29 protein-coding genes and 1 riboswitch are annotated in these 25,990 nt (G+C 71.5%); of the genes, 15 read left to right on the top strand and 14 right to left on the bottom strand.

The features are described from left to right. Positions 1–39 precede the first annotated feature (39 nt). Together CLV56_RS10210 and CLV56_RS10215 are read left to right on the top strand one after the other, a co-directional pair. A complete protein-coding gene (locus CLV56_RS10210) occupies positions 40–879 on the top strand; it encodes a PhzF family phenazine biosynthesis protein (protein ID WP_245857745.1) in 840 nt (279 codons plus the stop codon). Beyond that, positions 876–2,249, top strand: coding sequence for an NAD(P)/FAD-dependent oxidoreductase (locus CLV56_RS10215; protein ID WP_039363531.1), 1,374 nt, complete (start codon positions 876–878; stop codon positions 2,247–2,249). The genes CLV56_RS10210 and CLV56_RS10215 overlap by 4 nt, the downstream gene beginning before the upstream one ends. On the opposite strand, the gene CLV56_RS10220 is transcribed toward CLV56_RS10215, so the two are convergent. Together CLV56_RS10220 and CLV56_RS10225 are read right to left on the bottom strand one after the other, a co-directional pair. Then, a complete protein-coding gene (locus CLV56_RS10220) occupies positions 2,159–2,698 on the bottom strand; it encodes a hypothetical protein (RefSeq protein WP_157805130.1) in 540 nt (179 codons plus the stop codon). The genes CLV56_RS10215 and CLV56_RS10220 overlap by 91 nt on opposite strands. A gap of 48 nt (positions 2,699–2,746) precedes the next feature. Beyond that, entirely contained in the window at positions 2,747–3,670 is a 924-nt protein-coding gene (locus CLV56_RS10225; RefSeq protein WP_100414782.1) for a DNA-3-methyladenine glycosylase family protein, read from the bottom strand. Between the two features lie 216 nt (positions 3,671–3,886). Here CLV56_RS10225 and CLV56_RS10230 point away from each other — a divergent pair, with 216 nt between their 5' ends. Further along, positions 3,887–4,759 (top strand): ABC transporter substrate-binding protein, encoded by an 873-nt coding sequence (locus CLV56_RS10230; protein WP_039363533.1) that lies wholly within the window; start codon positions 3,887–3,889, stop codon positions 4,757–4,759. Further along, positions 4,756–5,643, top strand: a complete 888-nt coding sequence (gluQRS, locus tag CLV56_RS10235; RefSeq protein WP_039363534.1) for a tRNA glutamyl-Q(34) synthetase GluQRS — start codon at positions 4,756–4,758, stop codon at positions 5,641–5,643. Before CLV56_RS10230 ends, gluQRS begins: the two co-directional genes overlap by 4 nt. A 95-nt stretch (positions 5,644–5,738) precedes the next feature. Here gluQRS and CLV56_RS10240 read toward each other — a convergent pair whose 3' ends face one another. Both CLV56_RS10240 and CLV56_RS10245 read right to left on the bottom strand, forming a co-directional pair. Further along, the gene (locus CLV56_RS10240) at positions 5,739–6,014 is read right to left on the bottom strand and encodes a type II toxin-antitoxin system RelE family toxin (RefSeq protein WP_039363536.1); all 276 of its coding nucleotides are present in this window, start codon (positions 6,012–6,014) and stop codon (positions 5,739–5,741) included. Beyond that, on the bottom strand, positions 6,011–6,289 hold the full coding sequence (locus CLV56_RS10245; RefSeq protein ID WP_039363538.1) for a type II toxin-antitoxin system Phd/YefM family antitoxin: 279 nt from the start codon (positions 6,287–6,289) through the stop codon (positions 6,011–6,013). Before CLV56_RS10245 ends, CLV56_RS10240 begins: the two co-directional genes overlap by 4 nt. 384 nt (positions 6,290–6,673) lie before the next feature. Between CLV56_RS10245 and CLV56_RS10250 the strand changes: the two genes are divergently transcribed. The 7 genes from CLV56_RS10250 (at position 6,674) to CLV56_RS10275 (ending at position 12,543) form a co-directional block, all read left to right on the top strand. Beyond that, positions 6,674–6,976 (top strand): hypothetical protein, encoded by a 303-nt coding sequence (locus CLV56_RS10250; protein ID WP_157805131.1) that lies wholly within the window; start codon positions 6,674–6,676, stop codon positions 6,974–6,976. Between the two features lie 101 nt (positions 6,977–7,077). Then, positions 7,078–8,544 (top strand): NAD-dependent succinate-semialdehyde dehydrogenase, encoded by a 1,467-nt coding sequence (locus CLV56_RS10255; protein ID WP_039363542.1) that lies wholly within the window; start codon positions 7,078–7,080, stop codon positions 8,542–8,544. Positions 8,545–8,819: 275 nt separating this feature from the next. After that, positions 8,820–9,506 carry a DUF998 domain-containing protein gene (locus CLV56_RS10260; protein WP_039363551.1) on the top strand — a complete coding sequence of 229 codons (687 nt, stop codon included), beginning with the start codon at positions 8,820–8,822 and terminating at the stop codon, positions 9,504–9,506. Between the two features lie 25 nt (positions 9,507–9,531). After that, entirely contained in the window at positions 9,532–9,903 is a 372-nt protein-coding gene (locus tag CLV56_RS10265) for a YciI family protein (RefSeq protein ID WP_039363552.1), read from the top strand. A 1-nt stretch (position 9,904) separates the two neighbouring features. Beyond that, entirely contained in the window at positions 9,905–11,227 is a 1,323-nt protein-coding gene (locus tag CLV56_RS10270) for an RNA polymerase sigma factor (RefSeq protein ID WP_100414784.1), read from the top strand. A gap of 177 nt (positions 11,228–11,404) precedes the next feature. After that, positions 11,405–11,548, top strand: a complete 144-nt coding sequence (locus CLV56_RS20590; RefSeq protein ID WP_157805132.1) for a hypothetical protein — start codon at positions 11,405–11,407, stop codon at positions 11,546–11,548. A gap of 2 nt (positions 11,549–11,550) precedes the next feature. Next, positions 11,551–12,543 carry a TerC/Alx family metal homeostasis membrane protein gene (locus CLV56_RS10275; protein WP_245857747.1) on the top strand — a complete coding sequence of 331 codons (993 nt, stop codon included), beginning with the start codon at positions 11,551–11,553 and terminating at the stop codon, positions 12,541–12,543. Here CLV56_RS10275 and CLV56_RS10280 read toward each other — a convergent pair. Next, entirely contained in the window at positions 12,540–14,480 is a 1,941-nt protein-coding gene (locus CLV56_RS10280; protein WP_100414785.1) for an ABC transporter ATP-binding protein, read from the bottom strand. The genes CLV56_RS10275 and CLV56_RS10280 overlap by 4 nt on opposite strands. Positions 14,481–14,572: 92 nt before the next feature. Between CLV56_RS10280 and ppk2 the strand changes: the two genes are divergently transcribed. Then, complete coding sequence (gene ppk2, locus CLV56_RS10285; protein WP_245857749.1) at positions 14,573–15,397, top strand: polyphosphate kinase 2; 825 nt, start codon at positions 14,573–14,575, stop codon at positions 15,395–15,397. A 54-nt stretch (positions 15,398–15,451) separates the two neighbouring features. Here ppk2 and CLV56_RS10290 read toward each other — a convergent pair whose 3' ends face one another. After that, positions 15,452–16,303: an NAD(P)H-binding protein gene (locus CLV56_RS10290; protein ID WP_039363554.1), complete on the bottom strand. Its 852-nt coding sequence runs from the start codon at positions 16,301–16,303 to the stop codon at positions 15,452–15,454. A gap of 721 nt (positions 16,304–17,024) precedes the next feature. Between CLV56_RS10290 and CLV56_RS10295 the strand changes: the two genes are divergently transcribed. After that, positions 17,025–17,315, top strand: coding sequence for a hypothetical protein (locus tag CLV56_RS10295; protein ID WP_157805133.1), 291 nt, complete (start codon positions 17,025–17,027; stop codon positions 17,313–17,315). Positions 17,316–17,341: 26 nt separating this feature from the next. Here CLV56_RS10295 and CLV56_RS10300 read toward each other — a convergent pair whose 3' ends face one another. From CLV56_RS10300 to CLV56_RS10310, 3 genes are all read right to left on the bottom strand, one after another. Beyond that, positions 17,342–19,684: a heavy metal translocating P-type ATPase gene (locus CLV56_RS10300; protein ID WP_039363557.1), complete on the bottom strand. Its 2,343-nt coding sequence runs from the start codon at positions 19,682–19,684 to the stop codon at positions 17,342–17,344. Next, positions 19,681–19,902, bottom strand: a complete 222-nt coding sequence (locus CLV56_RS10305) for a heavy-metal-associated domain-containing protein (protein WP_039363558.1) — start codon at positions 19,900–19,902, stop codon at positions 19,681–19,683. The genes CLV56_RS10300 and CLV56_RS10305 overlap by 4 nt, the downstream gene beginning before the upstream one ends. 62 nt (positions 19,903–19,964) lie before the next feature. Beyond that, positions 19,965–20,258 carry a metal-sensitive transcriptional regulator gene (locus tag CLV56_RS10310; RefSeq protein ID WP_039363559.1) on the bottom strand — a complete coding sequence of 98 codons (294 nt, stop codon included), beginning with the start codon at positions 20,256–20,258 and terminating at the stop codon, positions 19,965–19,967. A gap of 88 nt (positions 20,259–20,346) precedes the next feature. On the opposite strand from CLV56_RS10310, the gene CLV56_RS10315 reads away from it, so the two are divergent. Further along, on the top strand, positions 20,347–20,793 hold the full coding sequence (locus CLV56_RS10315; protein WP_100414786.1) for a PaaI family thioesterase: 447 nt from the start codon (positions 20,347–20,349) through the stop codon (positions 20,791–20,793). 76 nt (positions 20,794–20,869) lie between these two features. Then, a riboswitch (ZMP/ZTP riboswitch) is annotated at positions 20,870–20,961 on the top strand. A gap of 79 nt (positions 20,962–21,040) precedes the next feature. Further along, the gene (gene serA, locus CLV56_RS10320; protein WP_100415127.1) at positions 21,041–22,285 is read left to right on the top strand and encodes a phosphoglycerate dehydrogenase; all 1,245 of its coding nucleotides are present in this window, start codon (positions 21,041–21,043) and stop codon (positions 22,283–22,285) included. 144 nt (positions 22,286–22,429) lie between these two features. Here serA and CLV56_RS10325 read toward each other — a convergent pair whose 3' ends face one another. The 5 genes from CLV56_RS10325 to CLV56_RS10340 all read right to left on the bottom strand — a co-directional run bounded on the left by CLV56_RS10325 (position 22,430) and on the right by CLV56_RS10340 (position 25,976). Then, the gene (locus CLV56_RS10325; RefSeq protein WP_039363560.1) at positions 22,430–22,972 is read right to left on the bottom strand and encodes a DUF1697 domain-containing protein; all 543 of its coding nucleotides are present in this window, start codon (positions 22,970–22,972) and stop codon (positions 22,430–22,432) included. 5 nt (positions 22,973–22,977) lie between these two features. Continuing rightward, on the bottom strand, positions 22,978–23,805 hold the full coding sequence (locus CLV56_RS20595) for a hypothetical protein (RefSeq protein WP_039363564.1): 828 nt from the start codon (positions 23,803–23,805) through the stop codon (positions 22,978–22,980). A gap of 59 nt (positions 23,806–23,864) precedes the next feature. Continuing rightward, positions 23,865–24,008, bottom strand: a complete 144-nt coding sequence (locus tag CLV56_RS20860) for a GPGG-motif small membrane protein (RefSeq protein WP_170224783.1) — start codon at positions 24,006–24,008, stop codon at positions 23,865–23,867. Between the two features lie 181 nt (positions 24,009–24,189). Beyond that, on the bottom strand, positions 24,190–24,846 hold the full coding sequence (locus CLV56_RS10335) for a L,D-transpeptidase family protein (RefSeq protein ID WP_157805134.1): 657 nt from the start codon (positions 24,844–24,846) through the stop codon (positions 24,190–24,192). A gap of 188 nt (positions 24,847–25,034) precedes the next feature. Next, positions 25,035–25,976 carry an aldo/keto reductase gene (locus CLV56_RS10340; RefSeq protein WP_211288038.1) on the bottom strand — a complete coding sequence of 314 codons (942 nt, stop codon included), beginning with the start codon at positions 25,974–25,976 and terminating at the stop codon, positions 25,035–25,037. Positions 25,977–25,990: the final 14 nt, after the last annotated feature.

Here is a 25,990-nt window from a genome sequence, read left to right on the forward strand (position 1 = left end):
ACAAATCGTGGACGCGACGGCGCGGCGTAGCCTCTGCTCGTGACCGAGATCCTGCGCTACGCCGCGTTCACCGACGACCCGTCCGGAGGGAATCCCGCTGGAGTCGTGCTGGACGCGACCGGGCTGTCGGCCGACGAGATGCTCGCGGTCGCGGCCGAGGTCGGCTACTCCGAGACGGCGTTCCTCGTGCCGCGTGCCGGGGAGGACCGGGCGTACGACGTCCGGTACTTCGCGCCGAGGGTCGAGGTTCCGTTCTGCGGGCACGCGACGATCGCGAGCGGGGTCGCACTGGCCGAGCGGCACGGTGTCGGCGGGTTCGCGCTGCACACCCCGTCCGGTCTCGTCGACGTGGACACGACCCGGCTCGACGGTGCACTGTGGGCGACGCTGACCAGCGTGGAGCCGTCCGTCGAGCCGGCGGATCCTGATCTCGTCGACGAGGCGCTCGGCGCTCTGCGCTGGGACCGGGCGGACCTCGATCCGGCGTATCCGCTGTCGGTCGCCGACGCCGGTGCGCGCCACCTCGTCCTCGTGGTCCGGACCCGGGACCGGCTGACCCGGCTGGCGTACGACGTCGACCGGCTGCGCGACGCGATGCTCGGTGCGGGGCTGACGACCGTGCAGCTGATCTGGCCCGACCGCTTCGGTGGCTACCAGTCGCGCAACCCGTTCCCGGTCGGCGGCGTGGTGGAGGACCCCGCGACCGGGGCCGCGGCAGCAGCGTTCGGGGCGTATCTCGCGCACCACGGTCTGGTCGAGCCGGACGCGTCGTTCACCATCGAGCAGGGGGTCGACCTCGGCCGACCCAGCCTGCTGCAGGTCCAGCTCTCCCGGGAGTCCTCCCGGGTCCGCGTCTCCGGAAAGGCGGTGTCGCTGTGATCAACGGCGGCGTCTCGTACTGGCTCACCTCGCTCGGCCGGACCGAGCCGACCCGGTCGGCTCTGGGCGGTGACGTCACGGCTGACGTCGCGATCGTCGGGGGCGGGCTCACCGGACTGTGGACGGCGTACTACCTGGCGAAGGCCGATCCCACGCTGCGGATCGTCGTGCTGGAGGCGGAGTTCTGCGGGTACGGGGCCTCGGGTCGCAACGGCGGCTGGTTGACGGCGGCGCTGGCGGGGTCACGGGAGCGGTACGCGCGCACGCACGGTCGGGACGGCGTGCTGGCACTCCAGCAGGCGATGAAGGACACCGTCGACGAGGTGATCGACGTGCTGCGGACCGAGGGCGTCGACGCCGACGTCGTGAAGGGTGGCGAGCTGTCCGTGGCGTGCAGCCGCCCGCAGGTCGAGCGACTGCGGCAGGAGGCGGCGTACCTGCACGGGTGGGGGGACGAGGACCACGAGGTGCTCGACGCGCCTGCACTCGCGGAGCGTGTCCGGGTCGCCGACGCGGCCCTGGGGCTGTGGACGCCGCACTGCGCGCGGGTGCATCCCGCGAAGCTGGTGCTGGGCCTGGCCGAGGTCGTCGAGCGGCTCGGAGTCACGATCCACGAGTCGAGTCCGGTCACCGCGATCGAGCCACGACGCGCGGTCACGCCGTACGGGACCGTCACGGCCGACGTCGTGGTCCGCGCGACCGAGGGGTTCACCGCCCGGATCCCCGGGCTGCGCCGCACCTGGCTCCCGATGAACTCCGCGATGCTCGTGACCGAGCCGCTCGCGGACGACGTCTGGGACGCGATCGGCTGGGACGGGCTGGAGACGATCGGCGACATGGCCCACGCGTACATGTACGCGCAGCGCACCGCCGACGGGCGGATCGCGATCGGCGGGCGCGGCGTCCCGTACCGCTACGCGTCGACGACCGACCAGGCCGGGCACACGCAGGAGGCCACGGTCGCGAGCCTGCGCGACGTGCTGGTGCGCCGGTTCCCGCAGACCGCCGACGCGCGGATCGACCACGCGTGGGCCGGTGTGCTCGGCGTGCCTCGCGACTGGTGCTCGACGGTCACGCTCGATCGGGGGACCGGTCTGGCGGCCGCGGGCGGCTACACCGGGCACGGTGTCGCGACCACGAACCTCGCCGGCCGGACGCTGCGCGACCTGATCCTGGACCGCGACAGCGCCCTGGTCACGCTTCCGTGGGTCGGCCGACGGGCACGCAGGTGGGAGCCGGAACCGCTGCGCTGGCTCGGGGTGCAGGCGATGTACGCGGCCTACCGCACCGCGGACCGGCGCGAGGACTCCCCTGCGGCGTCGACGACCTCGTGGTTCGCGCGGGTCGCGGACCGGGTCAGCGGACGCTGATCCTCGGTCGCCTCCCGGGACTCAGGCAGTGCCACCGCTCGGGCTGCCGCGGCGTCGCGGCGCCCCAGCGCGAGCCCGATCATCGCGCACACCGTCGATCCGACGAGCAGGCCCGGCGTGAGGTACCCGAGATCGTCCAGCAGGTCGGAGCCGACCCACAGGTGCGCGCTGAGGGCGGCTGACGCCCACTGCCACGTCACGCACGCGACCGAGGTGAGCATGCACACCACCACCCACAGCACGAGCGGGTAGCGCGGGAGCCGGTCCCGGCGAGCGTCGAGGAGCGCGACGAACCCCGCCACCGCGAACCACGCCGTCGTGGTCGCGACGGACGCTGTGATGGTCGCGTCGGGCGTCTGACCGACGGCCAGGCCGACCGCTCTGCCGAGCACGACCCAGACCCCGACCAGGAGGAGCACCCGTACCGCGACCGCCCCCACGTGTCGCACCCGTCCATTGTCACCGAGATCGGGCGACTTCGCGGGTCACCGGGCGGATCAGCGGGCGCGGTGGTCCTCGCGGGTGATCCGTGGTCCGCGGCGGGGCCGTACGAGCACCCCGGACGCGAGGAGCAGGCGGAGCATGCGGCCCCGGTGCGGACGCCAGGGCTCGACGAGCTCGAGCATGCGGGTGTCGTCCCCCGGCGAGCCGTCGAACAGCCACCCGACGTCCTTGGCCAGGTTGTAGTCGCCGACCGAGACGGCGTCGCCGTCACCGAGGCGCACCATCACCTCGGCCGCGGTCCAGGCGCCGACACCGTCCAGCGATCGCAGGCGACGGGACGCCTCGGTGACGGGCAGGTCGACGAGGCGCTGGACGGCGCTCGCGCGCTGCGCCGCCGCCACGACGGTGCGGGCGCGCCCCGGGTCGACGCCGGCGCGGTGCCAAGCCCACGACGGGACCGCACGCCACTGCTCCGCGCTGGGCGGCACCCACATCGGGCGCGGTACGGGGCCCGGCGCCGGCGCACCGTACCGGCGCACGAGCCGTCGCCACGAGGCGTACGCGTCCACCCCCGGGACGCGCTGCTCGATCACGATCGGCACCAGCGTCTCGAAGATCCTGCGCTGGGTCGGGAGTCGCAGACCCGGGTGTCGCCGTCGTGCCTCCGCCACCAGCGGGAGGCGGGCCTCGAACCCGCTCCAGTCGTCGTCGCGCCCGAGCAGCGGACCGAGCTCGTCGGCGGCGTCGGCGGCACCGTCCCCCCACAGGTGCGCGACCACCTCGCCGTCCCGGACGGTGACGCGGTACGTCACGGCACCGGACGGCATCGAGCTCGCACGCCACACCGCGCCGTCGGGAGCGACCGCGTGCGCCGGGTCGTACGGACCCTTGCCGAGCATCCCGAGCGTGCGCCGCACGTCGACCGGCTCCTGCGGGCGCCAGCGCCACTCGAGAGTCGGCGCTGCGTCGCTGGTCACCTCTCGATCGTCCCACGCGGCCCTGACGACTCCCGTCGGTCGACTCTCGATCACTCGCTCCGCTCGCGCCTCGAGTACCGCCCTCCCCGAGGATCGAGACCCCGCACGCCCGATGGTCGAGGCCGAGCGCAGCGAGGATCGAGACCCCGCCCCCACGCCCGTCGGTCGAGCCTGTCGAGACCACACCCCCACCCGTACGCGTAGGATGCCGGTCCCATGAGCGGAATCGTGTCCCTGCTCCCCGCGGCGACGGAGATCGTGCTGGCCCTCGACCTGGACGAGCGGCTCGTCGCGGTCACCGACGAGTGCGACGTCGGCGCGGGTGGTCCGCGACGCATCGTCACCCGGGCCGTCGCGACCGCCGGGCTGTCGCCGGCCGAGATCGACGAGCAGGTCGCCCGCGCTGCCGCGGTCGGATCCGGTCCCGCGATCGCCCCCGGTGCCCTGGCCGGGCTCGATCCCGAGCTGGTGCTCGCGCAGGACCTGTGCGCGGTGTGCGCCGTACCCTCGGGCGACGTCGAGGCAGCGCTCGCACGTCTCGGCTGTGACGCCGAGGTGGTCACGCTCGACCCGCGCTCGGTCGGGGACATCGTCGCGGGCATCGCCGAGGTGGCTGCCCATGCGGGCGTGAGTGACCGGGGGGACGCGCTCGTCGCCGACATGCGGTGCCGGCTCGCGGACGTCGCGGTCGCCACGGCGTCGCGGCCGCGGCCGCGGATGGCGGTCGTCGAGTGGGTGGATCCGCTCTACCTGGGCGGTCACTGGATCCCCGACATGGTGGAGCTGGCCGGCGGTACGAGCGTGGCAGGGTACGCAGGGGAGCGGTCGCGTCCGTCGACCTGGGACGCGCTGCGGGCGGCGCGCCCGGACGCGGTGGTCGTGGCGCCGTGCGGGTTCGGTCTGGAGGACGCGTCTGCGCAGGCCCGCGCGGTTGCCGAGCAGCTGCCCGACGTCCCGGTCTGGGCGATCGACGCCGACGGACTGGTCGTACGCCCCGGCCCGAGGGTGGTCGACGGCGTGGAGGCGCTGGCGTCGATCCTGCATCCCGAGGTGGTCGCGGCTCACCCGTCGGTGCGGCGGGTGGCGTGAGCGGCACCGGGCGCTACGCACCCAGCCCGTCGGGGGACCTGCACGTCGGCAACCTGCGGACGGGCCTGCTGGCGTGGATGTTCGCCCGGTCGACCGGCCGATCGTTCCGGATGCGGGTCGAGGACCTCGATCGCGTTCGAGCGGGCGCCGAGCAGCGCCAGCTCGACGACCTCGCGGCCGTCGGACTGGAGTGGGATCCGCCGCTGGTGCGGCAGAGCGAGCGCGGCGACGCGTACACCGCGGCGCTGCAGGCCCTCGTCGACGCCGGCCGGACGTACGAGTGCTTCTGCACGCGCCGCGAGATCGCGGAGGCCGCGTCGGCCCCCCACGGCACGCCCGGCCTCTACCCGGGGACGTGCCGGACCTTGTCGACCGCGGAGCGCGACGCCCGGCGCACCGAGAGGCCGGCGGCGATCCGGCTCGCGTCCGAGGTGGTCGAGGCGACGGTGACGGACCTGCTGCACGGTGCCTACACGGGCCCGGTCGACGACGTCGTCCTGATGCGCAACGACGGCGTGGTCGCGTACAACCTCGCGGTCGTCGTCGACGACGCAGCCATCGGTGTCGACCAGGTCGTGCGCGGCGACGACCTCCTGAGCTCCGCGCCCCGGCAGGCCTACCTCGCGACCCTGCTCGGCATCGCACCCCCGACGTACGCCCACGTGCCGCTCGCACTCAACGCCGACGGGCAGCGGCTCGCGAAGCGCGACGGTGCCGTGACGCTGGCGGACCTGGCCGAGCGCGGGCTCGCGGTGGACGACGTCGTCGCGTGGATCGCCGAGTCGCTCGGCATGACCGAGGCTCGGACGGCAGGGGAGATGCTGGAGCGCTTCGACCCGGCCGCGCTCCCGCGCGAGCCGTGGGTGGTCGTCCCCCCGGCCTGAGCCGGTCGCGTTGGTCACGAGCGAGCAATGTCGCTGGTCGAGGCGCGAGCGGAGCGAGCGATCGAGACCCCCGGAGGGACTCCTTGGGCCGAGCCTCACATGGGGCGGTACGCGTGCGCGCGGTGGTCGACGCGGATCACCAGGACGGTCCGCTCGGACTCGTCGACCCGGATCAGTACGCGGTAGTCACCGCGGCGAGCAGACCGGTACGCCGCGAGATCGCCGGTCAGGGGCTTGCTCAGCCTGGCAGGGTTCTCCGGCAGGACCGCGGTGATGAACTCGACGATCGCGACGGCGATGCGCGGCGGGAGCCGCCGAAGATCGCGGGCCGCGCCACGACTGACCTGGACCGCGTAGCGCGAGTCCGTCACTGATCTGGGAGCCCGAACGCCGCGCGGAGGTCCTCACCCGACATGGTGTCGCCCGTAGCGTACTCGCGCTCGGCGGAGAGGATCGCGTCGGCGATCTCGGGCTGCGCCAACCAGTGCACCGTCTCCTGGAGCGACTCCAGGTCGTCAGCCGACATGAGGACAGCGGCCGGCCTGCCGTGGCGCGTGATCGTGGTGATCTCGTGCGTCGACTCGGCAGCCTCCACGAGGTGAGAGAGCCTGTCCTTGGCTTCACTGAGTGGCACCGACGATCCCATGGAGAAAGTTTAGCCAGAGATCAGGCCTATTACTAGCCTCTCAGTTGGCCAGACTATCGAGGGGCCGCGGCGTTCCCTCGCTGGTCGAGGCGCGAGCGGAGAAGCGATCGAGACCGGCGGGACCACCCGGGCGGCCGAGCCTCACAGCGGGCGATATGCGTGCGCGCGTTGGACGACCTGTTCGGTCGGACGGTCAAACCCTTGCGCACGACTCGTCGTCAGCGACGTCTTGACACCAACGGCGTCTCGGACGAGACGCCGCCGACCACGCCGCGCCGTCGCCGTGCTGGGCGTAGGTAGCAGACTGTCACGCGACCGGGCCGCCGAGCGCTGACCGTCGACGTTCGGGAGCGCGGCCCGGACGCCGTGTGGGACGATCAGCGCGTGATCTTCACCCCCCCCTCCGATCTTGTTGATCTCTGGGAGACCGACAAGCGTCAGGTGGTCCGCGCGTACGAGCAGGCGCAGCACGTGCGGGAGCGCGCGGGTGATCTCGGTGATCAGGTTCTCGAGGAGCAGCTGCACCTGACGGGCGTGGCGGATGCGTACCGGTCGCGTGACACCGTCGAGGGTCGGGTGCTCTGGGACGCGTGGCAGGAGGGCGCGTCGTCCCGCGACCTGCGGCGCCGACTGCGGTCGCGTCGCCTCCGAGCTCGCCGCAAGGCCGCCGGCGTGCAGCACGGCTGACCCCCGTACGACCGGCGTGAGATCGGGTCTCCGTCGCGAGTGTGGCGTGGCAGCGATCGGCGCGGCAGGATCGAGGGGTAGCCGAGTCGAGGAGGACCAGGATGTCGCTGCAGGGTCACGAGGCCGAGGTCGTCAAGGGTGTGAGCACCGGGCTGTTCGTCGGAGGACAGTGGCGCGACGCCGAGTCCGGTGCCACCTTCGAGGTGGAGGACCCGTCGACCGGCGAGACGATCGCCTCGGTCGGCGACGCGTCGGTCGCTGACGGCACCGCAGCGCTCGACGCGGCGGTCGCGAAGCAGGAGGAGTGGGCGAAGACTCCGCCGCGTGACCGTGGCGAGATCCTGCGCAAGGCGTTCGAGCTGATCACCGAGCGCGCCGACGATCTCGCCCTGCTGATGACGCTCGAGATGGGCAAGCCGCTGTCGGAGTCGAAGGCCGAGATCGCGTACGGCGCCGAGTTCTTCCGGTGGTTCTCCGAGGAGGCCGTCAGGATCTCGGGCCGCTACTCCGTCGCCCCGAACGGCGCGACCCGGCTGCTCACCCTCAAGCAGCCGGTCGGCCCATGCCTGATGATCACGCCGTGGAACTTCCCGCTCGCGATGGGCACCCGCAAGATCGGCCCCGCGATCGCGGCCGGCTGCACGATGGTGATCAAACCGGCCCAGCTCACTCCGCTGACCATGCTCGCGCTCGCCGACATCCTGACCGAGGCCGGACTGCCGGAGGGCGTGCTCAACGTCGTCACGACGACGTCGACCGGCAAGGTGATGGAGCCGCTGATCCGCGATCCCCGGCTGCGCAAGCTCACCTTCACCGGCTCGACCGGCGTCGGGCGCCGGCTGGTCGAGCAGAGCGCCGAAGGTCTGCTGCGGGTGTCGATGGAGCTCGGCGGCAACGCGCCGTTCCTGGTGTTCTCCGACGCGGACCTCGACAAGGCCGTCGACGGCGCGATGCTCGCCAAGATGCGCAACGTCGGGGAGGCCTGCACGGCCGCGAACCGCTTCCTCGTGCACGACTCGGTCGCCGACGAGTTCTCCACGCGGCTGGCCGAGCGGATGGGCGCGATGACGGTGGGACGTGGCTCGGCCGAGGGGACCGAGGTCGGTCCGCTGGTCGAGTCCGCGGCTCGGGACAAGGTCGTGGAGCTGGTCTCGGATGCGGTCGACTCGGGAGCGAAGGTCCTGACCGGCGGCGAGGTCCCGGACGGACCCGGGTACTTCTACCCGCCGACCGTCCTCGCCGACGTCACCGAGTCGGCGAAGGTCTACTCGGAGGAGATCTTCGGTCCCGTCGCCCCGGTGTTCCGGTTCTCCAGCGACGACGAGGCGTTGCGGATGGCCAACGACACCGAGTACGGGCTGGTCGCGTACGCGTTCACCCAGGACCTCGGTCGCGCGGTGAAGGTCTACGAAGGCCTGGAGACCGGGATGGTCGGGATGAACCAGGGCATCGTCTCCAATCCGGCCGCGCCGTTCGGCGGGGTGAAGGCGAGCGGGTTCGGCCGCGAGGGCGGCGCCGAGGGGATCGAGGAGTATCTCGAGACCAAGTACGTCGGCCTCGCCCTCTAGCTCGCGGGTCACGCGCGGCGGGCTCGCGAGTCACCGGCGGCGTGGTCCCGAGTCACTCCCGTGTTCACGCCTCGTACGGAGGCGCTGCGCTCATCGGGGTGATCGGGCTGCGCAAACGCGGGTAGGTCTGGACTCCTGGTACGGCGTGCGCGCACGGCGTGCGAGAAAAAAATCCGGAACACGTCGCGAGGCGATGTCGAAAGGCCCGGCCTCCGTTCGTGGAGGGGGTGAAGAGCCGCCCGTACGAAGCGGACGGCCGACCCCAGGAGGACACGATGACCACCACCGCCAGCACGCCGACCACCGCCACCCCCTGTACGCCCGAGCAGCGCATCACCCGGTCGCTGCTGGGCTACGGCATCATCGCCGGCCCGTTCTACGTGACCGTCAGCCTCGTGCAGGCGTTCACGCGCGACGGGTTCGATCCGACGACCCACGCCTGGAGCCAGCTCGCCCTCGGAGACCTCGGCTGGATCCAGGTCGTGAACCTCACCCTCACCGGCCTCATGGTGCTTGCGTTCGCGATCGGGTTGAACCGCAGCCTCACCGACGGTCCCGGGTCGCGCTGGGCGCCGCGCCTGGTCGGCGGCTTCGGTGTCGCGATGATGGTGGCGGCCGCGTTCCGCGCCGACCCGTCGTACGGCTTCCCGCTCGGCACGCCGGACGGTCCCGGCACGTTCTCGACCCACGGGACGATCCACCTCGCGGCGGCGGCGATCGGCTTCACGTGCCTGGCCGCAGCAGGTTTCGTCATCGCCCGCCGGTACGGGGCGGAGGGTCGTCAGCGAGCCGCGCTGGCGTCGCGAGTCGCAGCCGTCGTGTTCTTCGCCGGCTTCGTCGCGATGGGGGCGAGCGGTGGTGCCGCCGCCGGCAACCTTGCGTTCACCGCCGCCGTCATCACGGTCTTCGGCTGGCTGACGGCCCTCGCCGTGGACCAGTATCGGAACACCCGGGCCGCGTGAGCTCGAGTCGACAGAGGAGACGGACATGCGCTACTTCACCCTGCTCGAGGCGACGGCGCCCGACGGGCCCCCACCCGCCGAGCTGATGGAGGCGATCGCCGCGCTCGGCGCGGAGGCCGGTCAGGCCGGGAGCCTGGTCGACTTCGCGGGACTGACACCCAGCGCGTTCGGCGCCCGGGTGGACGTCGACGGCGACGGGCTCAGCATCACCGACGGGCCGTTCGCGGAGTCCAAGGAGCTCGTCAGCTACGCCCTCTACGACGTCCGGACCAAGGAGGAGGCGGTCGAGTGGGCGCGGCGGTTCATGCAGCTGCACGTCGACCACTGGCCGGGGTGGGTCGGCACGACGAAGGTGGTCAAGGTCTTCGGCCCGGAGGACGTCCCGCCCGCGGGCTGACATGGACGAGACCGTTCCCGAACGCCCCGCGTCGGCGTCTCCCACCGATGGGGACGCCGACGCGGCACGCCGTACGGTCGAGGCCGTCTGGCGGATCGAGGCCGGGCGTCTGATCGCCGGGCTGGCCCGCGTCACCGGCGATCTCGGGACCGCCGAGGAGATGGCGCAGGACGCGCTCGTCGTCGCCCTGGAGCAGTGGCCGTCGCGCGGTGTCCCGCCGAACCCGGCCGGGTGGCTCATGACCACCGCGAAGAACCGCGCGATCGACGCAGCGCGGCGGCGGTCCACGTACCAGCGCAAGCTCGCCGAGGTCGGCCGCGACCTCGACGACCGCACCGCGGACACCGAGGTGGAGGACGCGCTCGACGATGTCGGCGACGACCTGCTCCGGCTGGTGTTCACCGCCTGCCACCCGGTGCTGTCGGTCGAGTCACGGGTCGCGCTGACGCTGCGCTGCCTCGGTGGCCTGTCCACGGCGGAGATCGCGCGCGGGTTCCTCGTCAGCGAGGCGACGATGGGTCAACGGATCTCGCGCGCGAAGAAGACCCTGACCGATCGGAAGGTCGTGTTCGCGCTGCCGGACCCCGACGAGCGCGCCGCGCGGCTCGACTCGGTCCTGGAGGTCGTGTACCTCATCTTCAACGAGGGGTACGCCGCGACCGGCGGCACGGAGTGGTACCGGACCGAGCTGTGCTCCGAGGCGCTCCGCCTCGCGAGGGTCCTGGCGGGTCTCGTCGAGGACGACCCGGAGGTGCTCGGGTTCGTCGCGCTGCTCGAGCTCCAAGCAGCCCGGATCCCCGCTCGGACGGCGGCCGACGGGTCGCCGGTGCTGCTCGACGAGCAGGACCGGCAGCGCTGGGACCGCACGCTGGTGCGGCGCGGGATCGCAGCACTCGACCGCGCGCAGGTGCTGGCGAGCGAGCCGGGCACGGACCGCGCGCTCGGTCCGTACGCGGTCCAGGCCGAGATCGCGGCCTGCCACGCTCGCGCCCGGTCGTACGAGGAGACCGACTGGCATCGCATCGCCGCGCTCTACACCGTGCTGCGCGCCCAGTGGCCGTCGCCGGTCGTCGAGGTCAACCGCGCGGTCGCGGTCGGGATGGCCGACGGGCCCGAGCGCGGCCTGGCCGTGCTCGACGCCATCGCGTCCACGCCGGCGCTGCGCGGCTACCCGCAGCTCCCGGCCGTACGCGGTCACCTGCTGGCGCTCGCCGGCCGCGCGGACGCCGCGGTGGCGTCGTACGAGCAGGCCGCGGAGCTGACCCGGAACGCCGCCGAGCGTGCGGCGTACGAGCGCAAAGCAGCGGGCCTGCGTACGGGGTGAGTCCGCGACGGGCACGGCAGAGCCTTGCCCGCCACCCGGAGCCCGGTAGTCTGAGCACCACGGAAGGGGAGTACCCCACCACCACGGGTCGTCAGCTCGGTACGGAGACGTCCCGGCCCGTGGGGCCGCAGAGCCGGGGGAGACCTTCGTCGAAACGCGATCGACGGAGGTGTCGTGGTGAACATCTATCTCTTCGAGTTCCTGGCCGTGGTGGCGGTGATCGCCTGGGCGGGTGCGCTCACGTGGTTGATCTCGCGTGACGTCGTGCGGTGGAAGCACCATCGCGACGAACGCCACGGCCACCACCACCCCCACGCCTGATCGTGACGGGCATCGAATCGATCGCGTCCCCCGCCCTGTGGCTCATCACCGCAGGCGCCGTGGTCGCGCTCCTCGTCGTCGACTTCATCGTCACCCGCCGCCCGCACGAGGTGTCGATGCGTGAGGCGATCGGATGGTCGGTCTTCTACGTCGCGCTGCCGCTCGCCTTCACCTTCTACGTCTGGGGTGCGCACGGGGGCGACAACGGCCTGGACTACCTCACCGGCTACCTGGTCGAGAAGTCGCTGAGCGTCGACAACCTCTTCGTCTTCATGGTCCTCCTGGCAGCGTTCGCGGTGCCGCCGGAGCTGCAGCAGCGGGTTCTCCTGTACGGCATCGCGGGGGCGCTCGTGCTGCGCACGGTCTTCATCGTGATCGGGGCGGCCGCGATCGCGGCGTTCGACGAGGTGTTCCTGCTCTTCGGGCTGCTCCTCGTCCTCACCGCGGCGAAGCTCCTGCGGGACGCGCGGCGCGGACAGGCGCACCAGGTCGACGTCGCGCGCCTGCGCAGCGTCCGGCTCGTGCGCCGGTTCGTGCCGGTCACGGAGCAGTACGAGGGACCGCGCATGCTCGGGCGGATCGACGGGCGCAGGGCGATCACGCCGTTCGCGGTCGTGGTCGTCGCGGTGCTGGCGACCGACGTCGTGTTCGCCGTCGACTCCGTTCCGGCGGTCTACGGCATCACCGGCGACCCGTACCTCGTGTTCGTGACGAACGCGTTCGCGCTCCTCGGTCTGCGGGCTCTGTACTTCGTCCTGCACGGCGCGATGGATCGCCTCGTCTACCTGGACTACGGGTTGGCGACGATCCTCGGCTTCATCGGCGTCAAGCTCGCACTGCACTGGGCGCACAACGTCTGGACGAGCGTGCCGGAGATCCCGACGCTTCTGTCGCTCGCGGTGATCGTGGGCGTCCTGGCTGTGACCGTGGTGGCGAGCCTCCTGCGGGATCGGGCGCGCCGCCGCGAGCGGTCCACCGCCGACGTCGCTGTCTAGAACGCGACGTCGGCGCGGTGGTGGTCGCGGAAGCAACGACCGTCGGTGTAGCGGACGCCGTCGGAGAAGCGTGCCTCCACCGAGCCGGACCCGAACTGCTCGACGTACAGCCGGGCGTACAGCCCTCCGCGCTCGAGCAGCTCGGCGTGCGTGCCCTGCTCGACCAGCTCGCCGTCCTCGAGCCCGAAGATCACGTCGGCGTTCTGGATCGTCGACAGCCGGTGCGCGATCGCGATGGTCGTACGGCCGTGGGTGGCACGATCGAGTGCTTCCTGCACGAGCCGCTCGGTCTCGGTGTCGAGCGCCGAGGTGGCCTCGTCGAGCACGAGGACCCGCGGGTTCATCAGGAACACCCGGGCGATCGCGATCCGCTGCTTCTCGCCGCCCGACAGCCGGTAGCCGCGCTCGCCCGTGATCGTCTCGTACCCGTCGGGGAAGCTCATGATCCGGTCGTGGATGTTCGCGTCGCGAGCGGCCTGCTCGACCTCGTCGGGTGTGGCGCCTTCCTTCGCGTACGCGATGTTCTCGGCGATCGTGCCGTGGAAGAGGTACGGCTCCTGCGTCACCATGCCGACCGCGCGACCGAGCGACTCGGCGGTCGCGTCGCGGACGTCGACGCCGTCGATCAGGACCGCCCCGCGGGTGACCTCGTGGAAGCGCGGGATCAGGTAGGTCATCGTCGTCTTGCCGGAGCCCGACGGACCGACGATCGCGGCCAGCCTCCCAGGCTCCACCTGCAGCGACACGTCCCGCAGCACCCAGGTCGCCTCGGTCACCGGGTCGGCCTCGTCGGTGCCGCGCGGCTGCTGGCCGAGGATCCGCGGCGGAGGGTACTGGAAGGAGACGTCGCGGAACTCGACCGCGCCGCCACGCCCGGTGTCCGGCAGCGGCTGCGCGCCGGGGCGCTCGATGATCGCCGGGTCGAGGTCGAGGTACTCGAAGATCCGGCGGAACAGCGCGATCGACGTCTGCACGTCCAGCGTCACCCGCATCAGCTGGATCAGCGGCATCTGCAGACGCCCCTGAAGTGTGGTGAACGCGACGAGCGTCCCCGCCGTGAGCGTCGCTCCGCCGGCCGACCCGGTGATCATGAACCCGGCCGCGAGGTAGATCAGCGCCGGCGTGATCGCGAAGAACGTCTGCACCAGCGCGAAGAACGTGCGGCCGGTCATCGCGGCCTCGACCTGGAGGCGGGTCTGGCGACGGTTCTCGTCGCGGTAGCGCTCGGTCTCCGCCTCGGAGCGGTTGAACACCTTCGCGAGCAGGATCCCCGAGACCGACAGTGCCTCCTCGGTGATCGCGGTCATCTCCGACAGCGACTCCTGGGTCTTGCGCGCGAGCCGGCGGCGCCGCCGGCCGACCCGAACCTGCACGACGACGAACACCGGCATCAGCACCAGCGCGATGATCGTGAGCTGCCACGACAGGATCACCATCGCGATCAGAGCCGACGAGACGGTCACGGCGTTCTGGAGGATCGTCGTCGCCGTGTCCGTCAGGACCGTACGGACGCCGCCGACGTCGTTCGCGAGCCGCGACTGGATCGACCCGGTCTTGGTCGCGGTGAAGAAGCCGAGCTCCATCGTCTGCAGGTGCTCGAACAGCCGGCCGCGCAGGTCGGCCATCGCGGAGTTGCCGATCGTCGAGGTCAGGTAGTTCTGGCCGATCCCGATCAGCGCGGTCACCACCGGGATCGCGCACATCCCCGCGACGAGCCACGCGAGCAGCGTGAGGTCGGGATCGCCCCCGTCGGTCGGGAACAGCGCATCGTCGAACACGGCCTTCGTCAGGAACGGCGCCAGGGCGCTGAGCGCCGCCGCCGTGACGACGGCGATCGCGACGGCGATCATCATCGTGCGGTACGGAGCGAGCAGCCGGGCGATCCGGGGCAGCACGGGCGTCGGGTCGCCGTACGCCGGTGGATCGGGGGTGCTCATGCATCGAGCCTAGGTCGCAGGCCCGACACAAGCCTGCCGCGGCGTTGGGAAGCGGGCCGTACATCAGCAGGGAGGGGCACTGACGTGGGATCGTGGCGTGCACCGACGACGAGGAGTGCGGGATGGGCGAGCGGCTGCCGAAGAAGGCGTACGAGCGCGAGCTGAAGCGGCTCCAGGCCGAGCTCGTCGAGATGCAGGCGTGGGTCCAGCACTCCGGCGCGCGGATCGTCGTGATCTTCGAGGGACGCGACGCCGCGGGCAAGGGATCGACGATCAAGCGGGTCACCGAGTACCTCAACCCTCGCGTCGCGCGGATCGTCGCGCTGCCCGCGCCCACCGAGCGCGAGAGGAGCCAGTGGTACTTCCAGCGGTACGTCGCGCATCTGCCGGCTGCTGGAGAGATCGTCCTGATGGACCGCTCCTGGTACAACCGTGCCGGTGTGGAGCACGTGATGGGCTACTGCACCAACGAGGAGTACCACCGGTTCCTCCACCAGGCGCCGATCTTCGAGCGGATGCTCGTCGAGGACGGGATCATCCTGCTGAAGTACTGGTTCAGCGTGTCCGACGTCGAGCAGGAGAAGCGGTTCCGGTCGCGAGCCGACGACCCGATGCGTCGGTGGAAGCTCTCCCCGAACGACCTCGCGTCGATCACGCGCTGGGAGGACTACTCGCGCGCGAAGGACGTGATGAGCGTGCACACGGATATCCCGTCGGCGCCGTGGTACGAGGTCGAGTCCGACGACAAGAGGCGCAGCCGGATCAACATGATCGCCCACCTGCTGAGCCAGGTGCCGTGGCGCCCGGTCGAGCGCGAGGACATCGCGATCCCGGAACGGCCGACGTCGCACGGGTACGAGCGGCCGCCCCGCGACCCGTCCACGCTGGTCCCGGACCACGCGGCCACCCTGGAGTGACCCCCGCCGCCCTTTCCGTTGGTCGAGGCCGAGCGCAGCGAGGATCGAGACCCCTCACCTGTGCCCGGACAGCACCTCGGCCACGCTCAAGGCCGGTCGGCCGAGGAGCCGCGGGATGTCCTGGCTGACGTCTGCGAGCGACCCGTCCCGGATCGCGGTGTAGGTGCTGATCCACGCATCGACCATCCACCGCGGCGCGCCGTACGGCTCGCGCGACGCGTACGCCTCGTCCATCGTCTCGTCCACGAACCGGTGCTCCGCCTGCCGCGCGGAGCTGAGCAGCACCGCGAACTCGGCCAGCCCGATCGGGTTCGGGCCGGTCAGCTCGTACGTGGCGTCGCGGTGCGCCGTCGGGTCGGAGAGCACGAGCGCCGCGACGGCGGCGACGTCGTCCTGCCCCACGCAGGCGAGCTCGCCGTGCCCGGCCGGACCACGGATCGCGCCGTCCTCGCCGAACATCGTCGCGATCGCCTCGGTGTAGAGGTTGTCCCGCAGGAACGTCCACCTCATCCCGCTGGCGCGTACGTGGTCCTCGGTCGCGCCGTGGTCGCGCGCCAGCAGGAACGTGGCGTCCGCAGCGGCGCCGACGAACGACAGGTAGACGACGTGCCCGACACCGGCTGCGGCGGCCGCATCGACGGCCGTACGGTGCTGCTCGACCCGGTCGTCGGACTCGGATGCCGACACGAGGAACAGCGTGTCGAGGCCGTCGAACGCGCTCCGGCACGCGTCCCCGTCGCCGTACGACGCGGTCGCGACCTCGGCGTGCGGCAGGTTCGGAGCGCGGAGCGGATCGCGGACGATCAGCCGGGTCGGCACCTGGCCGTCGGCGAGGTGCCGGGCGACCTTGCCACCGATCGTCCCGGTGGCTCCTGTGATCCCGATCCGTGCCGCTGGTCCCGTCATCGCCTTGATCCTCCCACGATCGCTCGTGCGAGCGGGATCTCGGGGTTCTCCACAGGTGGTCGAATCGACCGGTCCTGTGACTCCAGTGTTCACTACTGTTTTCGGTAGCCGAGGAGGTCAGGGGGCCCAGGTGTTTCGAGGGTTCGCACGTCGCACGTGGGCGACGACGGTGGCGGGTTGCCCATTGGCGTCGGTCGTTGTCGGCGCACACGATGCATCCGAGAGCCAGAGGGGCGAAGCGCGCGCAACGGTGAGTCTCGCTGCCGAGACCGGATCCGAGTCTGAGCGTGCGGGCGCTCGAAAGCGGACCAACGTGCGGGTGATCTGGATCAAGAACAAGAAGCACATCCGCCGCCTGAACAAGCAGACACGTGCGGGCCGCAAGTACAAGCTCCCAGGTTGTACGAAGGCGGTCTATGTCTGGCGAGGGCAGCCTTCGACGTACACGTGCAGCAAGCGCAACAGGGCGGCCCTGGGACAAGCGCGCCCTCTGTGTCGGTGCGGTCGCGGAGGTCGTGATTCCTGCCGGCCTTGGCTGGAAAGCGGCCAAGAAGGCGGGAGGCCTGAGAAAGCATGCTGAGAAGCTGATGGAAGCAGACAGCTCGGCACAGTGGAACGCCCTTCTTGGCGGGGTTCTAGGGCTCACCGGGATCGAGGCTGTTCGGCGCACATGCAAGGGGACATTCTCGGCCGGTGGACGGCTCTTTCGGGGGAGTGCGACATGACTCAGCACGACGAGCAGAGCGACCTGGAGATGGCGTCCGCGGTACCCCTCTGGACGGATGCATTCCTGACCTACATGGTGGTCTACGTCGTCGGGACGGTCGGCCTGGGTCTGGCGGATCCGACCTCGAACTCTCTCTTCCTCCCGGCGCTGGCTGTGGCGGGTGTCGCATGGTGGGTCGCCCGGATCCCACGCCGCACGTCAGTGGGGTGGGCCCGGACGGTTGACAGGTTGGTGCCGGCGGTCGCCGCGGTCGTCGTGGTGGTCGTGCTTGTCGTCACCGGCTGACGCCCACGGTGCCGCCTGCGCGGGCGTCAGCGCCCGCGCAGGCGCAGCGAGTTCGTCACGACCAGCACCGAGCTCGCCGCCATCGCGGCACCCGCGATCAGCGGGTTGAGGAACCCGGCCGCCGCCAGCGGGATGGCGGCGACGTTGTAGCCGAAGGCCCAACCGAGGTTCTGCTTGATCGTGCGCAGCGTCGAGCGCGACAGCCGGATCGCGCGCGGAGCGAGGCCGAGGTCGCCGCGCAGCAGCGTCAGGTCGGACGCCTCGATCGCCGCATCGGTCCCGGTGCCCATCGCGATGCCGAGGTCGGCGGTCGCGAGCGCGGGCGCGTCGTTCACGCCGTCGCCGACCATCGCGACCGTACGGCCGCGCGTCTGCAGGTCGGCGACCACGGACACCTTGTCCTCGGGCATCACCTCGGCGACGACCTCGGTGATCCCGACCTGCGCAGCCACCGCATCGGCGACCTCACGCCGGTCGCCGGTGAGCAGGACGGGCTCGAGCCCGAGTGCGCGCAGCTCGGCGACGGCGTCGGCGGCGCCGGGCTTCACGGTGTCGGCGACCTCGATCACGCCGACGACCGCGCCGTCGACCGCGACGTGCACGGCGGTCGCGTCCGCGTGCACAGGGTCGGGCGCGGCGGCGGTATCGAGCCCCGACTCGCGAAGCCAGCCCAGCCGCCCGACGGAGACCTTCCGGCCATGCACCGTTCCGCTGACGCCGACACCGGTGGTGGACGCGAAGTCGTGCACGGGCGGGAGGGGGTCTCGATCCTCGCTGCGCTCGGCCTCGACCAGCGGAGAGGTGCTGCGCTCGGCCTCGACCAGCGAGGAGGAGCCGTCTCCGGTCGTCGAGGCGCGAGCGGAGCGAGCGATCGAGACGCTGCCTACCCGGGCCGCCTCCGCGATCGCCACCGCGATCGGGTGCTCCGACGCAGCCTCGACCGCGCCCGCGAATCGCAGCACGTCCTCGCTGGTCCACCCGTCTCCCGGCGTCACCGCCGCCACGCTCATCTGCGCGGTGGTCACGGTGCCGGTCTTGTCGAGCACGATCGTGTCGACCCGCCGCGTCGCCTCCAGCACCTCCGGACCCTTGACCAGGATCCCGAGCTGGGCGCCTCGCCCCGTACCGGCCAGGAGCGCGGTCGGTGTCGCGAGCCCGAGGGCGCACGGGCACGCGATGATCAGCACTGCGACCGCCGCGGTGAACGCCTCGGTCGCCGTCCCGCCCAGCAGCAGCCAGCCGGCGAGCGTCCCGAGCGCGATCACGAGCACGATCGGCACGAACACCCCGGAGATCCGGTCGGCGAGCCGCTGCACGGGCGCCTTGCCGCTCTGCGCGTCCTCGACGAGCTTGGCCATCTGCGCCAGGCGGGTCTCGTGCCCGACCGCGGTCGCGCGGACGACGAGCCGCCCGCCGACCGCGACCGTACCCCCGACCACCGCGTCACCCGGTCCGGTCTCGGTCGGGATGCTCTCCCCGGTCAGCATCGACGCGTCGATCGCGGCGTTGCCTGAGACCACCTCGCCGTCGGCGGCGACCTTCTCGCCCGGCCGTACGACGAACTGCTCGCCGACGCCCAGGTCACCGATCGCGATCACCGACTCGCGGCCGTCGCGCAGCACCGTGACCGACTTGGCCCCGAGCTCCAGCAGCGCCCGCAGCGCGGCGCCGGAATCGCGTCGTGCGCGCTGCTCGAGGTAGCGGCCCAGCAGCAGGAAGACCGTGACGGCGCTCGCGACCTCGAGGTAGATCTCGTCGGCGCCCGACCCCTGGGCGAACCACGTGATCTCCATGGTCATCCCCGGCTCGCCGGCTCCGCCGAGGAACAGCGCCCACAGCGACCACAGGTACGCCGCGGTGACGCCGAGCGACACCAGCGTGTCCATGGTCGCCGCGCCGTGCCGCGCGTTGATCACCGCGGCGCGGTGGAAGGGCCATGCTCCCCAGACCGCGACGGGCGAGGCCAGCGTGAGCGCGAGCCACTGCCAGTTGTCGAACTGCCAGGCGGGGATCATCGACAGCGCGAGGACCGGTACGGAGAGGGCTGTCGAGACCAGGAGCCGTTGGCGCAGTCCGGCGAGCGCCGGGTCGCCGGACTCCGTACCGTCGTCGCCCGCGGGCCCGCTGCTGGCCGGCGGATCCTGCCGGACCTCGGAGGCTGTGTAGCCGGTCCGCTCGACCGTCGCGATCAGCTCGGACACGTCGACGAAGGCCGGGGCGTCGACGTGCGCCCGCTCCGTCGCGTAGTTCACCGTGGCCGTCACGCCGTCGAGCTTGTTGAGCTTCTTCTCGACCCGGGCGGCGCAGGACGCGCACGTCATGCCCCCGATGTCGAGGTCGAGGGTGCGCGCGTCGGCGGTGGAGGTCACGACGGCTCGACGAGGGCGTAGTCGCCCGCCTCGTCGAGGGCCTGCGCGACCGCGCCGTCGTCGACGGGGGCGTTGCTGAAGACGCTGACCGTCGACGTGCCCTCGGGCACCAGGTCCACGACGACGCGTGTGACTCCGGGGAGCTCGCCCAGCTCCGTGGTGACGGCGGCGACGCAGTGCTCGCAGGTCATGCCGCTGACGGGGTAGGTGGTCTCCATGGGTGCTCCTTCGTCTCGTACGGGTGGGGGCGCCGGTCCTTCGTGACCGGCGCCGGGGTAGGTCAGGAACGGACCAGCCGCGCGATCGCGGCCGAGGCCTCGGCGATCTTGTCCTGGGCGTCGTCACCGCCCTGGCTGATCGCGTCGTGGACACAGTGCGCGAGATGCTGGTCGAGGAGGGTCAACGCGACCGACTCGAGGGCCTTCGTCGCGGCGGAGACCTGGGTGAGGACGTCGATGCAGTACGTGTCCTCGTCCACCATCCGCTGCAGGCCCCGGATCTGGCCCTCGATCCGGCGCAGCCGCTTGAGCACGGCGTCCTTGTCGTCGACGTAGCCGGGTGGGTGTGTGGTCATACCGGCGACGATACCCCTAGGGGGTACATGACGCAAGGTGGGCGGGCCACGCCGTACGACCGAGCGGCCTGCGTGCGAGGATCGCCGGGTGAACGCAGAGCACAGCACCGCGAGCCAGGAGAAGACCCTCGACGCCCTGCTCGGGTTCGAGTGGGTCGAGGTGACGCCGGATCGGGTCCGGGTCGAGTGGGACGTCGACACCCGGCACCTCCAGCCGTTCGGGATCGTCCACGGAGGCGTGCACTGCGCCGCGCACGAGACCGCCGCGAGCGTCGCCGCGCAGGCGTGGCTGGGGGAGCGCGGGATCGTCGTCGGAGTCAACAACAGCACGGACTTCCTCCGGCAGGCCCGTCCCGGCGATCGCCTCACGACGATCGCGGCCCCGATCCACCGGGGGCGCGCGTCGCAGCTGTGGCGGCTGGAGACCACGAACGCCGACGGCAAGCTCGTCGCACAGGGACAGGTCCGGCTGGCGCACCTCGACGGCGCGGTGCCGCCGGAGTTCCTCCAGTTCGTACGGGACCGCCAGGGCTGACTCGCGACCCCGCCAGGGCTGACTCGCGGCCGGGGAGTGGACGGAACGGCGGTGGTTCGTCCCGTCCGCCTACACTGGGAGGCGTCGCGACTGGCGTTGAGGTGGGACGACCACCAGGGAGCGACGTGGAGTAGCCAGACCGCGGGACCGTTCGCCTGGGCCCTGGGTCGCCACGCACCGCTGCCGGCGGTGCCACGACCTGAGACCAGGAGGAGTGCCGTCCGTGACGACCCAGACGCTGTACACGATGACCACAGACCTGCCGGTGACCACACCGCGACTCGACGACGGTGACGTCCGCGTCCTGCTGCTCGAGAACATCCACCCCGACGGCGCCGACTTCCTGCGCGCCCAGGGATACCAGGTCGAGACGCGCAAGGGCGCGCTCGGCGAGGACGATCTGATCGAGGCGCTCGCCGGTGTCCACGTGCTCGGCATCCGCTCGGGCACGAACGTCACCGAGCGGGTGCTCGACCATGCGCCGGACCTCCTGACCGTCGGCGCGTTCTGCATCGGCACCAACCAGATCGACCTCAAGGCGGCCGCCGACCGTGGCGTTGCGGTCTTCAACGCCCCGTACTCCAACACCCGCTCGGTCGTGGAGCTCGCGATCGGCGAGATCATCTCGCTCGCGCGCAGGCTGAACGAGAAGACGAACGACATGCACGCCGGCGTCTGGAACAAGTCGGCCCAGGGCAGCCACGAGATCCGTGGCCGCAAGCTCGGCATCGTCGGCTACGGCAACATCGGCAGCCAGCTCTCGGTCATCGCCGAGGCGCTCGGCATGCAGGTCTTCTACTTCGACGTCGCCGACAAGCTCGCGCTCGGCAACGCGAGGCGCTGCGCGACCATCGACGAGCTGCTCGAGACGGTGGACGTCGTCACGCTGCACGTCGACGGGCGACCGGGCAACGCCGGGCTGTTCGGCGCCGAGCAGTTCGCGCGGATGAAGCCGCGAGCGCTGTTCCTCAACCTCTCGCGCGGCATCCTCGTCGACACGTTGGCACTGCGCCAGCACATCGAGTCCGGCCACATCGCCGGCGCGGCCGTCGACGTGTTCCCGGTGGAGCCGAAGAAGCAGGGCGACCCGTTCGAGTCGGACCTGCGCGGCCTCCCGAACGTCATCCTCACCCCCCACGTCGGCGGATCGACGATGGAGGCGCAGCAGGACATCGGCCGGTTCGTCTCGGGCAAGCTGCACAGCTACCTCGCCGAGGGCAGCACGGACCTGTCACCGAACCTGCCGCACCTCCAGCTGCCCTCGTACCACCAGGGCCACCGGCTCGTGCACATCCATCACAACGTCCCCGGGGTGCTGTCGGCGATCAACTCGGTGCTCGGCGAGCACGAGGTCAACATCGCAGGACAGACGCTGGGGACCCGCGGCGAGATCGGCTACGTCATCACCGACATCGACAAGGAGCTGGCCCCGCAGACGCTGAGCGCTCTCGGCAACCTGCCGGAGACCGTACGCCTGCGCCAGCTCAGCTGACACCCTCCCCGTTCGTCGAGGCCGAGCGCAGCCTCTCCCCGTTCGTCGAGGCCGAGCGCAGCCTCTCCCCGTTCGTCGAGGCCGAGCGCAGCCTCTCCCCGTTCGTCGAGGCCGAGCGCAGCGAGGATCGAGACGCGCCCGCGCTCAGATCGCCTGGAGGCGCTCGGCGAGGGTCTCGACCGTACGGAGGTTGCGGCCCGTCCCCGGGATCCCGCCGGTGAGCTTGAGCAGCCGTGGCGCGGTCACCTTGCTCCGCGCGACCCCGTCCTCGTACCGGATGTGCAGCAGGTCCCCGTCCACCGTCACCTGCTCCGGCGCGAAGTCGAACGCCTCCAGCGTCCGTACGGCGTCGGCATCCGGTGCGGACGCGAGGAACCAGACGTGCCGCAATTTCGGGACCTCGAGGTCGTACGGGTAGGCGTCGAGCGCGGCACGCAGCTGCGGTCCGGTCCGGGCGATCGCATCGGTGGTGACGCCCATCCGGTCGGCGATCCCTGCCTCCAGCTCCGTCCCGAACGCTGCGGCATCGCCCGGGGGGACGCACAGGAGGTTGCCGCTGTTCACGTAGCTCGAGACGGCGTCCGCGCCGAGATCGCTCGCGAGCTCACGCAGCTCGGCCATCGGGACCTTGTTGCCGCCGACGTTGACGGCACGCAGCAGATAGACGACCGGCGTCGAGGAAGCCATCAGGGTCAGAAGTCGCCGAAGCCGCCGAAGTCGAAGCCGCCTCCGCCGTCGCCGCCGAACTCACCCCCGCCGGCGTCGCCACCGGCGTCCCCGCCGGCATCGCCTCCACCGGCGTCACCGCCGCCGGACGGGTCGCCGTAGGCACCCGGATCGAGGCCTGCGTCGGCGGCGAACATCCCGCCCATCATCGTCCCCATGAACAGGGCCGGCATGAACGCGTAGGCGGAGAAGTATCCGGCGGCGTACGGCCCGAACGCCGGCCCGGCCTGGTAGTACGGGGTGCGCTGCGAACCGATCATCACCTGACGGGTGTCGGGGTCCGCCCCGGCGTTCACCCGCTCGGCATCGAGCGCGCAGGCGGGGACGTCGCGGACCACACCGCCCGGGGGCGCGTACTGGACGTCGGTGACGGACAGCCCGTGGCGAGGATCGAAGAAGCACGGCGGCCGCTTCGCCGGCAGAGGCTCTCCGGCCGTACGGGCCTGGACGCACGCGATCGCGTATCGGCCGTCCTCGACGATCTCGGTGACGTGCCGGACGTTCTCGGGGTCGTCGAGTGCGTCGACCGCGGTCTTCGCGGACTCGTACGCGTCGAGCGCCCGCTGGTAGTCGGCGCGGCCGCCCTCGTCCAGGGCGACACCGGACACCTCCAGGTCGAGGTCCTGCAGCTGCTCGCCGAGAGCGGTGACGTCCTCGTTGACCGTGCGCTTCACGGCCGCCAGCTCGTCAGCGTGCCGCTGCTGCTCGAGGGCCTTGGACTTGCGCTGCTCACGGACGAGATAGAACGCCACGGCAGCGATGCCGAGGATGATGACGATGGTCACGAGGTCCATGGACCAACACTACGTCCCCGGACGGGCCGGGTGGCCTGCGCGGCCACCCGGCACCCGGCTCAGGTGAAGATGCTGACGCCGCCCGGTCCGACGAGCAGACCGACGATGATCAGGACGATGCCCCACAGCAGCTGCTTGCGGACGATCGCGACGATGCCGGCCACCACCAGGATGACGGCGAGGATCCACAGCAGAAACTCCATGACGTTCCTCTCCTCTTTCGGGGGCCCGGGCACGGTGCCCGGGGTATGCCGTCCGCATCTCGGGCGGCATCTGGCAACGTACCCACGGGCGGCGGGGTCTACACGTCGCCATGACGAGGGTCCGACGGAATCGATGCCATTTAGGCTCGATTGTCCGAAGATTCGGACGAAAAGGGTCGGTTCAACGCCCGATTGCGATGACCGGAACCTTCCGAGGGGCGAGGTGATTCATCGTCCAGCGAATGAATCGGCGGCGTGCGGAGACGCAGCCGGCGGTGGCGCCGTCGCCGTTGACGTGCAGGAAGATCCCGGAGCCCCGCCGGCGGACCGCGTTCGGCGGCCGGTTGAAGTCGATCACGACCGACCACCGGTACTGCCGGCCGTAGTCCCGAAGGCGCTCGGAGGAGTTGGGCACGGACGGTGCGAGCCACCAGCGGAACCCGCCCGCGCGCTTGTTCCGCAACGTGTTGTAGTACGCCGAGCGGTTGTCCTGGACCCAGTAGTCGCCCGCGCGGACGCGATGGAACGGCATCCGTGCCCGGGGCGTACGGCGGTGGTTCCCGAACGTCTCCGTCATCGTGAACGACCCGATCGGCGTTGTCCCGGTCCACTGCTTGCGCTGCGACGCCTTCACCAGCCCGCCGTACCCGATCCGGCCCGAGGACGTGCGCCGGCGCTTCACCCACTGGCCGTCGCGTCGGACCCAGTACGTGACGGTGGCGCGATAGCCCGAGCGTCGGTTGACCGTGATCACCTGGCGGGTGCCCGCCCGAAGACCGACCCTCACGCCGCCGAGACGGATCCGCTCGACGACCCGGGCGCCGGCGGTGGACGGCACTCGATCACTCGCTGCGCTCGCGCCTCGAGCACCGGAGGCTCCTTCGATGGTCGAGGCGGAGCGGAGGGCGGTTCCTTCGATGGTCGAGGCGGAGCGGAGCGACGATCGAGACCCCTCCGCCGCCGCAGGCCCGACCGGAACGACCAGCGCCCCGCACGCCATCACCATCACCGCCGTACGCAGAGGTCTCAAGGAACCGGCTCCCCTCGCGCCGTCGTCCACAGCGACCACCACTGCTCGCGGCTCATCGCGGCTGCGACGTGCTCGGCGTCCCCGCAGGCGCGGATCCGCTCCGGTGAGGTCGTCCCCACGACGGCGACGATCATCGCGGGATGGCGCAGCAGCCAGCCGACGACCACGGACTCAGGGGTGGTCCCGAGCTCGGCGGCGTACTTGCCGACGAGGCCCGCGGTCGCGCGGTCGGCGTCGGAGGTGGGCCGTGCTCCCGTGTAGCGGCCCTGGGCGAGCGAGCCGTACGCCTGGATCGTGATCGCCTCGGACACGCAGTGCTCCAGCGTCCCGAGCGACCCGACGGACGTGCTCGCCCCGGCATGGTTGACCAGGACCCCCGCCTCGATCAGGTCGCGGTGCGCGAGACTCAGCTCGACCTGGTCGACCTCGATCGGGCGCCGGAGGGCACGGGCCAGATGGGCCATCTGCGCCGCCCCCATGTTGGAGACGCCGAACCCCACGACCCGGCCGTCGCGGTACAGGGTGTCGAACGCGTCGGCGACCTCCTCGGCCACCATGAGGGGATCCGGTCGGTGGAGGAGCAGCCGGTCCACGTGGTCGATGCCGAGGCGCTCGAGCGAGCCTGCGACGGCGGTGAGGATCGCCTCGTGCGACAGGTCGTACGCATTGCCGCCGTGCGGCTCGGCGTCGGGCGCGCCGCCCAGGACGATCCCGCACTTCGTCTGGATCGTGAGGGTCTCCCGGAGCCCGGGGTGACGCTTCAGGACGCGGCCGAACACGGTCTCGGCAGACCCGGCGCCGTAGTTGTCGGCGTGGTCGAACTGCCGGATCCCCAGCTCGTACGCGGCCAGCACGGCCTGCTCGGCCCGGTCGACGTCCTCCTCGGTCGGGTGGGGGGAGCCGGAGCCGAGACCCATGCAGCCGTACGCGAGCCTCACCCGGCCATCATCAC

Source organism: Mumia flava (assembly GCF_002797495.1).
Taxonomy (GTDB): Bacteria; Actinomycetota; Actinomycetes; order Propionibacteriales; family Nocardioidaceae; genus Mumia; species Mumia flava.

Bases quoted from the DNA above. Each gene is read 5' to 3' on its own strand.
- CLV56_RS10230 (WP_039363533.1), top strand. From the start codon at position 3,887: ATGAGCGGAATCGTGTCCCTGCTCCCCGCGGCGACGGAGATCGTGCTG.
- CLV56_RS10245 (WP_039363538.1), bottom strand. From the start codon at position 6,289: ATGGGATCGTCGGTGCCACTCAGTGAAGCCAAGGACAGGCTCTCTCAC.
- CLV56_RS10255 (WP_039363542.1), top strand. From the start codon at position 7,078: ATGTCGCTGCAGGGTCACGAGGCCGAGGTCGTCAAGGGTGTGAGCACC.
- CLV56_RS10260 (WP_039363551.1), top strand. From the start codon at position 8,820: ATGACCACCACCGCCAGCACGCCGACCACCGCCACCCCCTGTACGCCC.
- CLV56_RS10265 (WP_039363552.1), top strand. From the start codon at position 9,532: ATGCGCTACTTCACCCTGCTCGAGGCGACGGCGCCCGACGGGCCCCCA.
- CLV56_RS10270 (WP_100414784.1), top strand. From the start codon at position 9,905: ATGGACGAGACCGTTCCCGAACGCCCCGCGTCGGCGTCTCCCACCGAT.
- CLV56_RS10280 (WP_100414785.1), bottom strand. From the start codon at position 14,480: ATGAGCACCCCCGATCCACCGGCGTACGGCGACCCGACGCCCGTGCTG.
- CLV56_RS10290 (WP_039363554.1), bottom strand. From the start codon at position 16,303: ATGACGGGACCAGCGGCACGGATCGGGATCACAGGAGCCACCGGGACG.
- CLV56_RS10295 (WP_157805133.1), top strand. From the start codon at position 17,025: ATGACTCAGCACGACGAGCAGAGCGACCTGGAGATGGCGTCCGCGGTA.
- CLV56_RS10305 (WP_039363558.1), bottom strand. From the start codon at position 19,902: ATGGAGACCACCTACCCCGTCAGCGGCATGACCTGCGAGCACTGCGTC.
- CLV56_RS10310 (WP_039363559.1), bottom strand. From the start codon at position 20,258: ATGACCACACACCCACCCGGCTACGTCGACGACAAGGACGCCGTGCTC.
- serA (WP_100415127.1), top strand. From the start codon at position 21,041: ATGACCACAGACCTGCCGGTGACCACACCGCGACTCGACGACGGTGAC.
- CLV56_RS10325 (WP_039363560.1), bottom strand. From the start codon at position 22,972: ATGGCTTCCTCGACGCCGGTCGTCTATCTGCTGCGTGCCGTCAACGTC.
- CLV56_RS20595 (WP_039363564.1), bottom strand. From the start codon at position 23,805: ATGGACCTCGTGACCATCGTCATCATCCTCGGCATCGCTGCCGTGGCG.
- CLV56_RS20860 (WP_170224783.1), bottom strand. From the start codon at position 24,008: ATGGAGTTTCTGCTGTGGATCCTCGCCGTCATCCTGGTGGTGGCCGGC.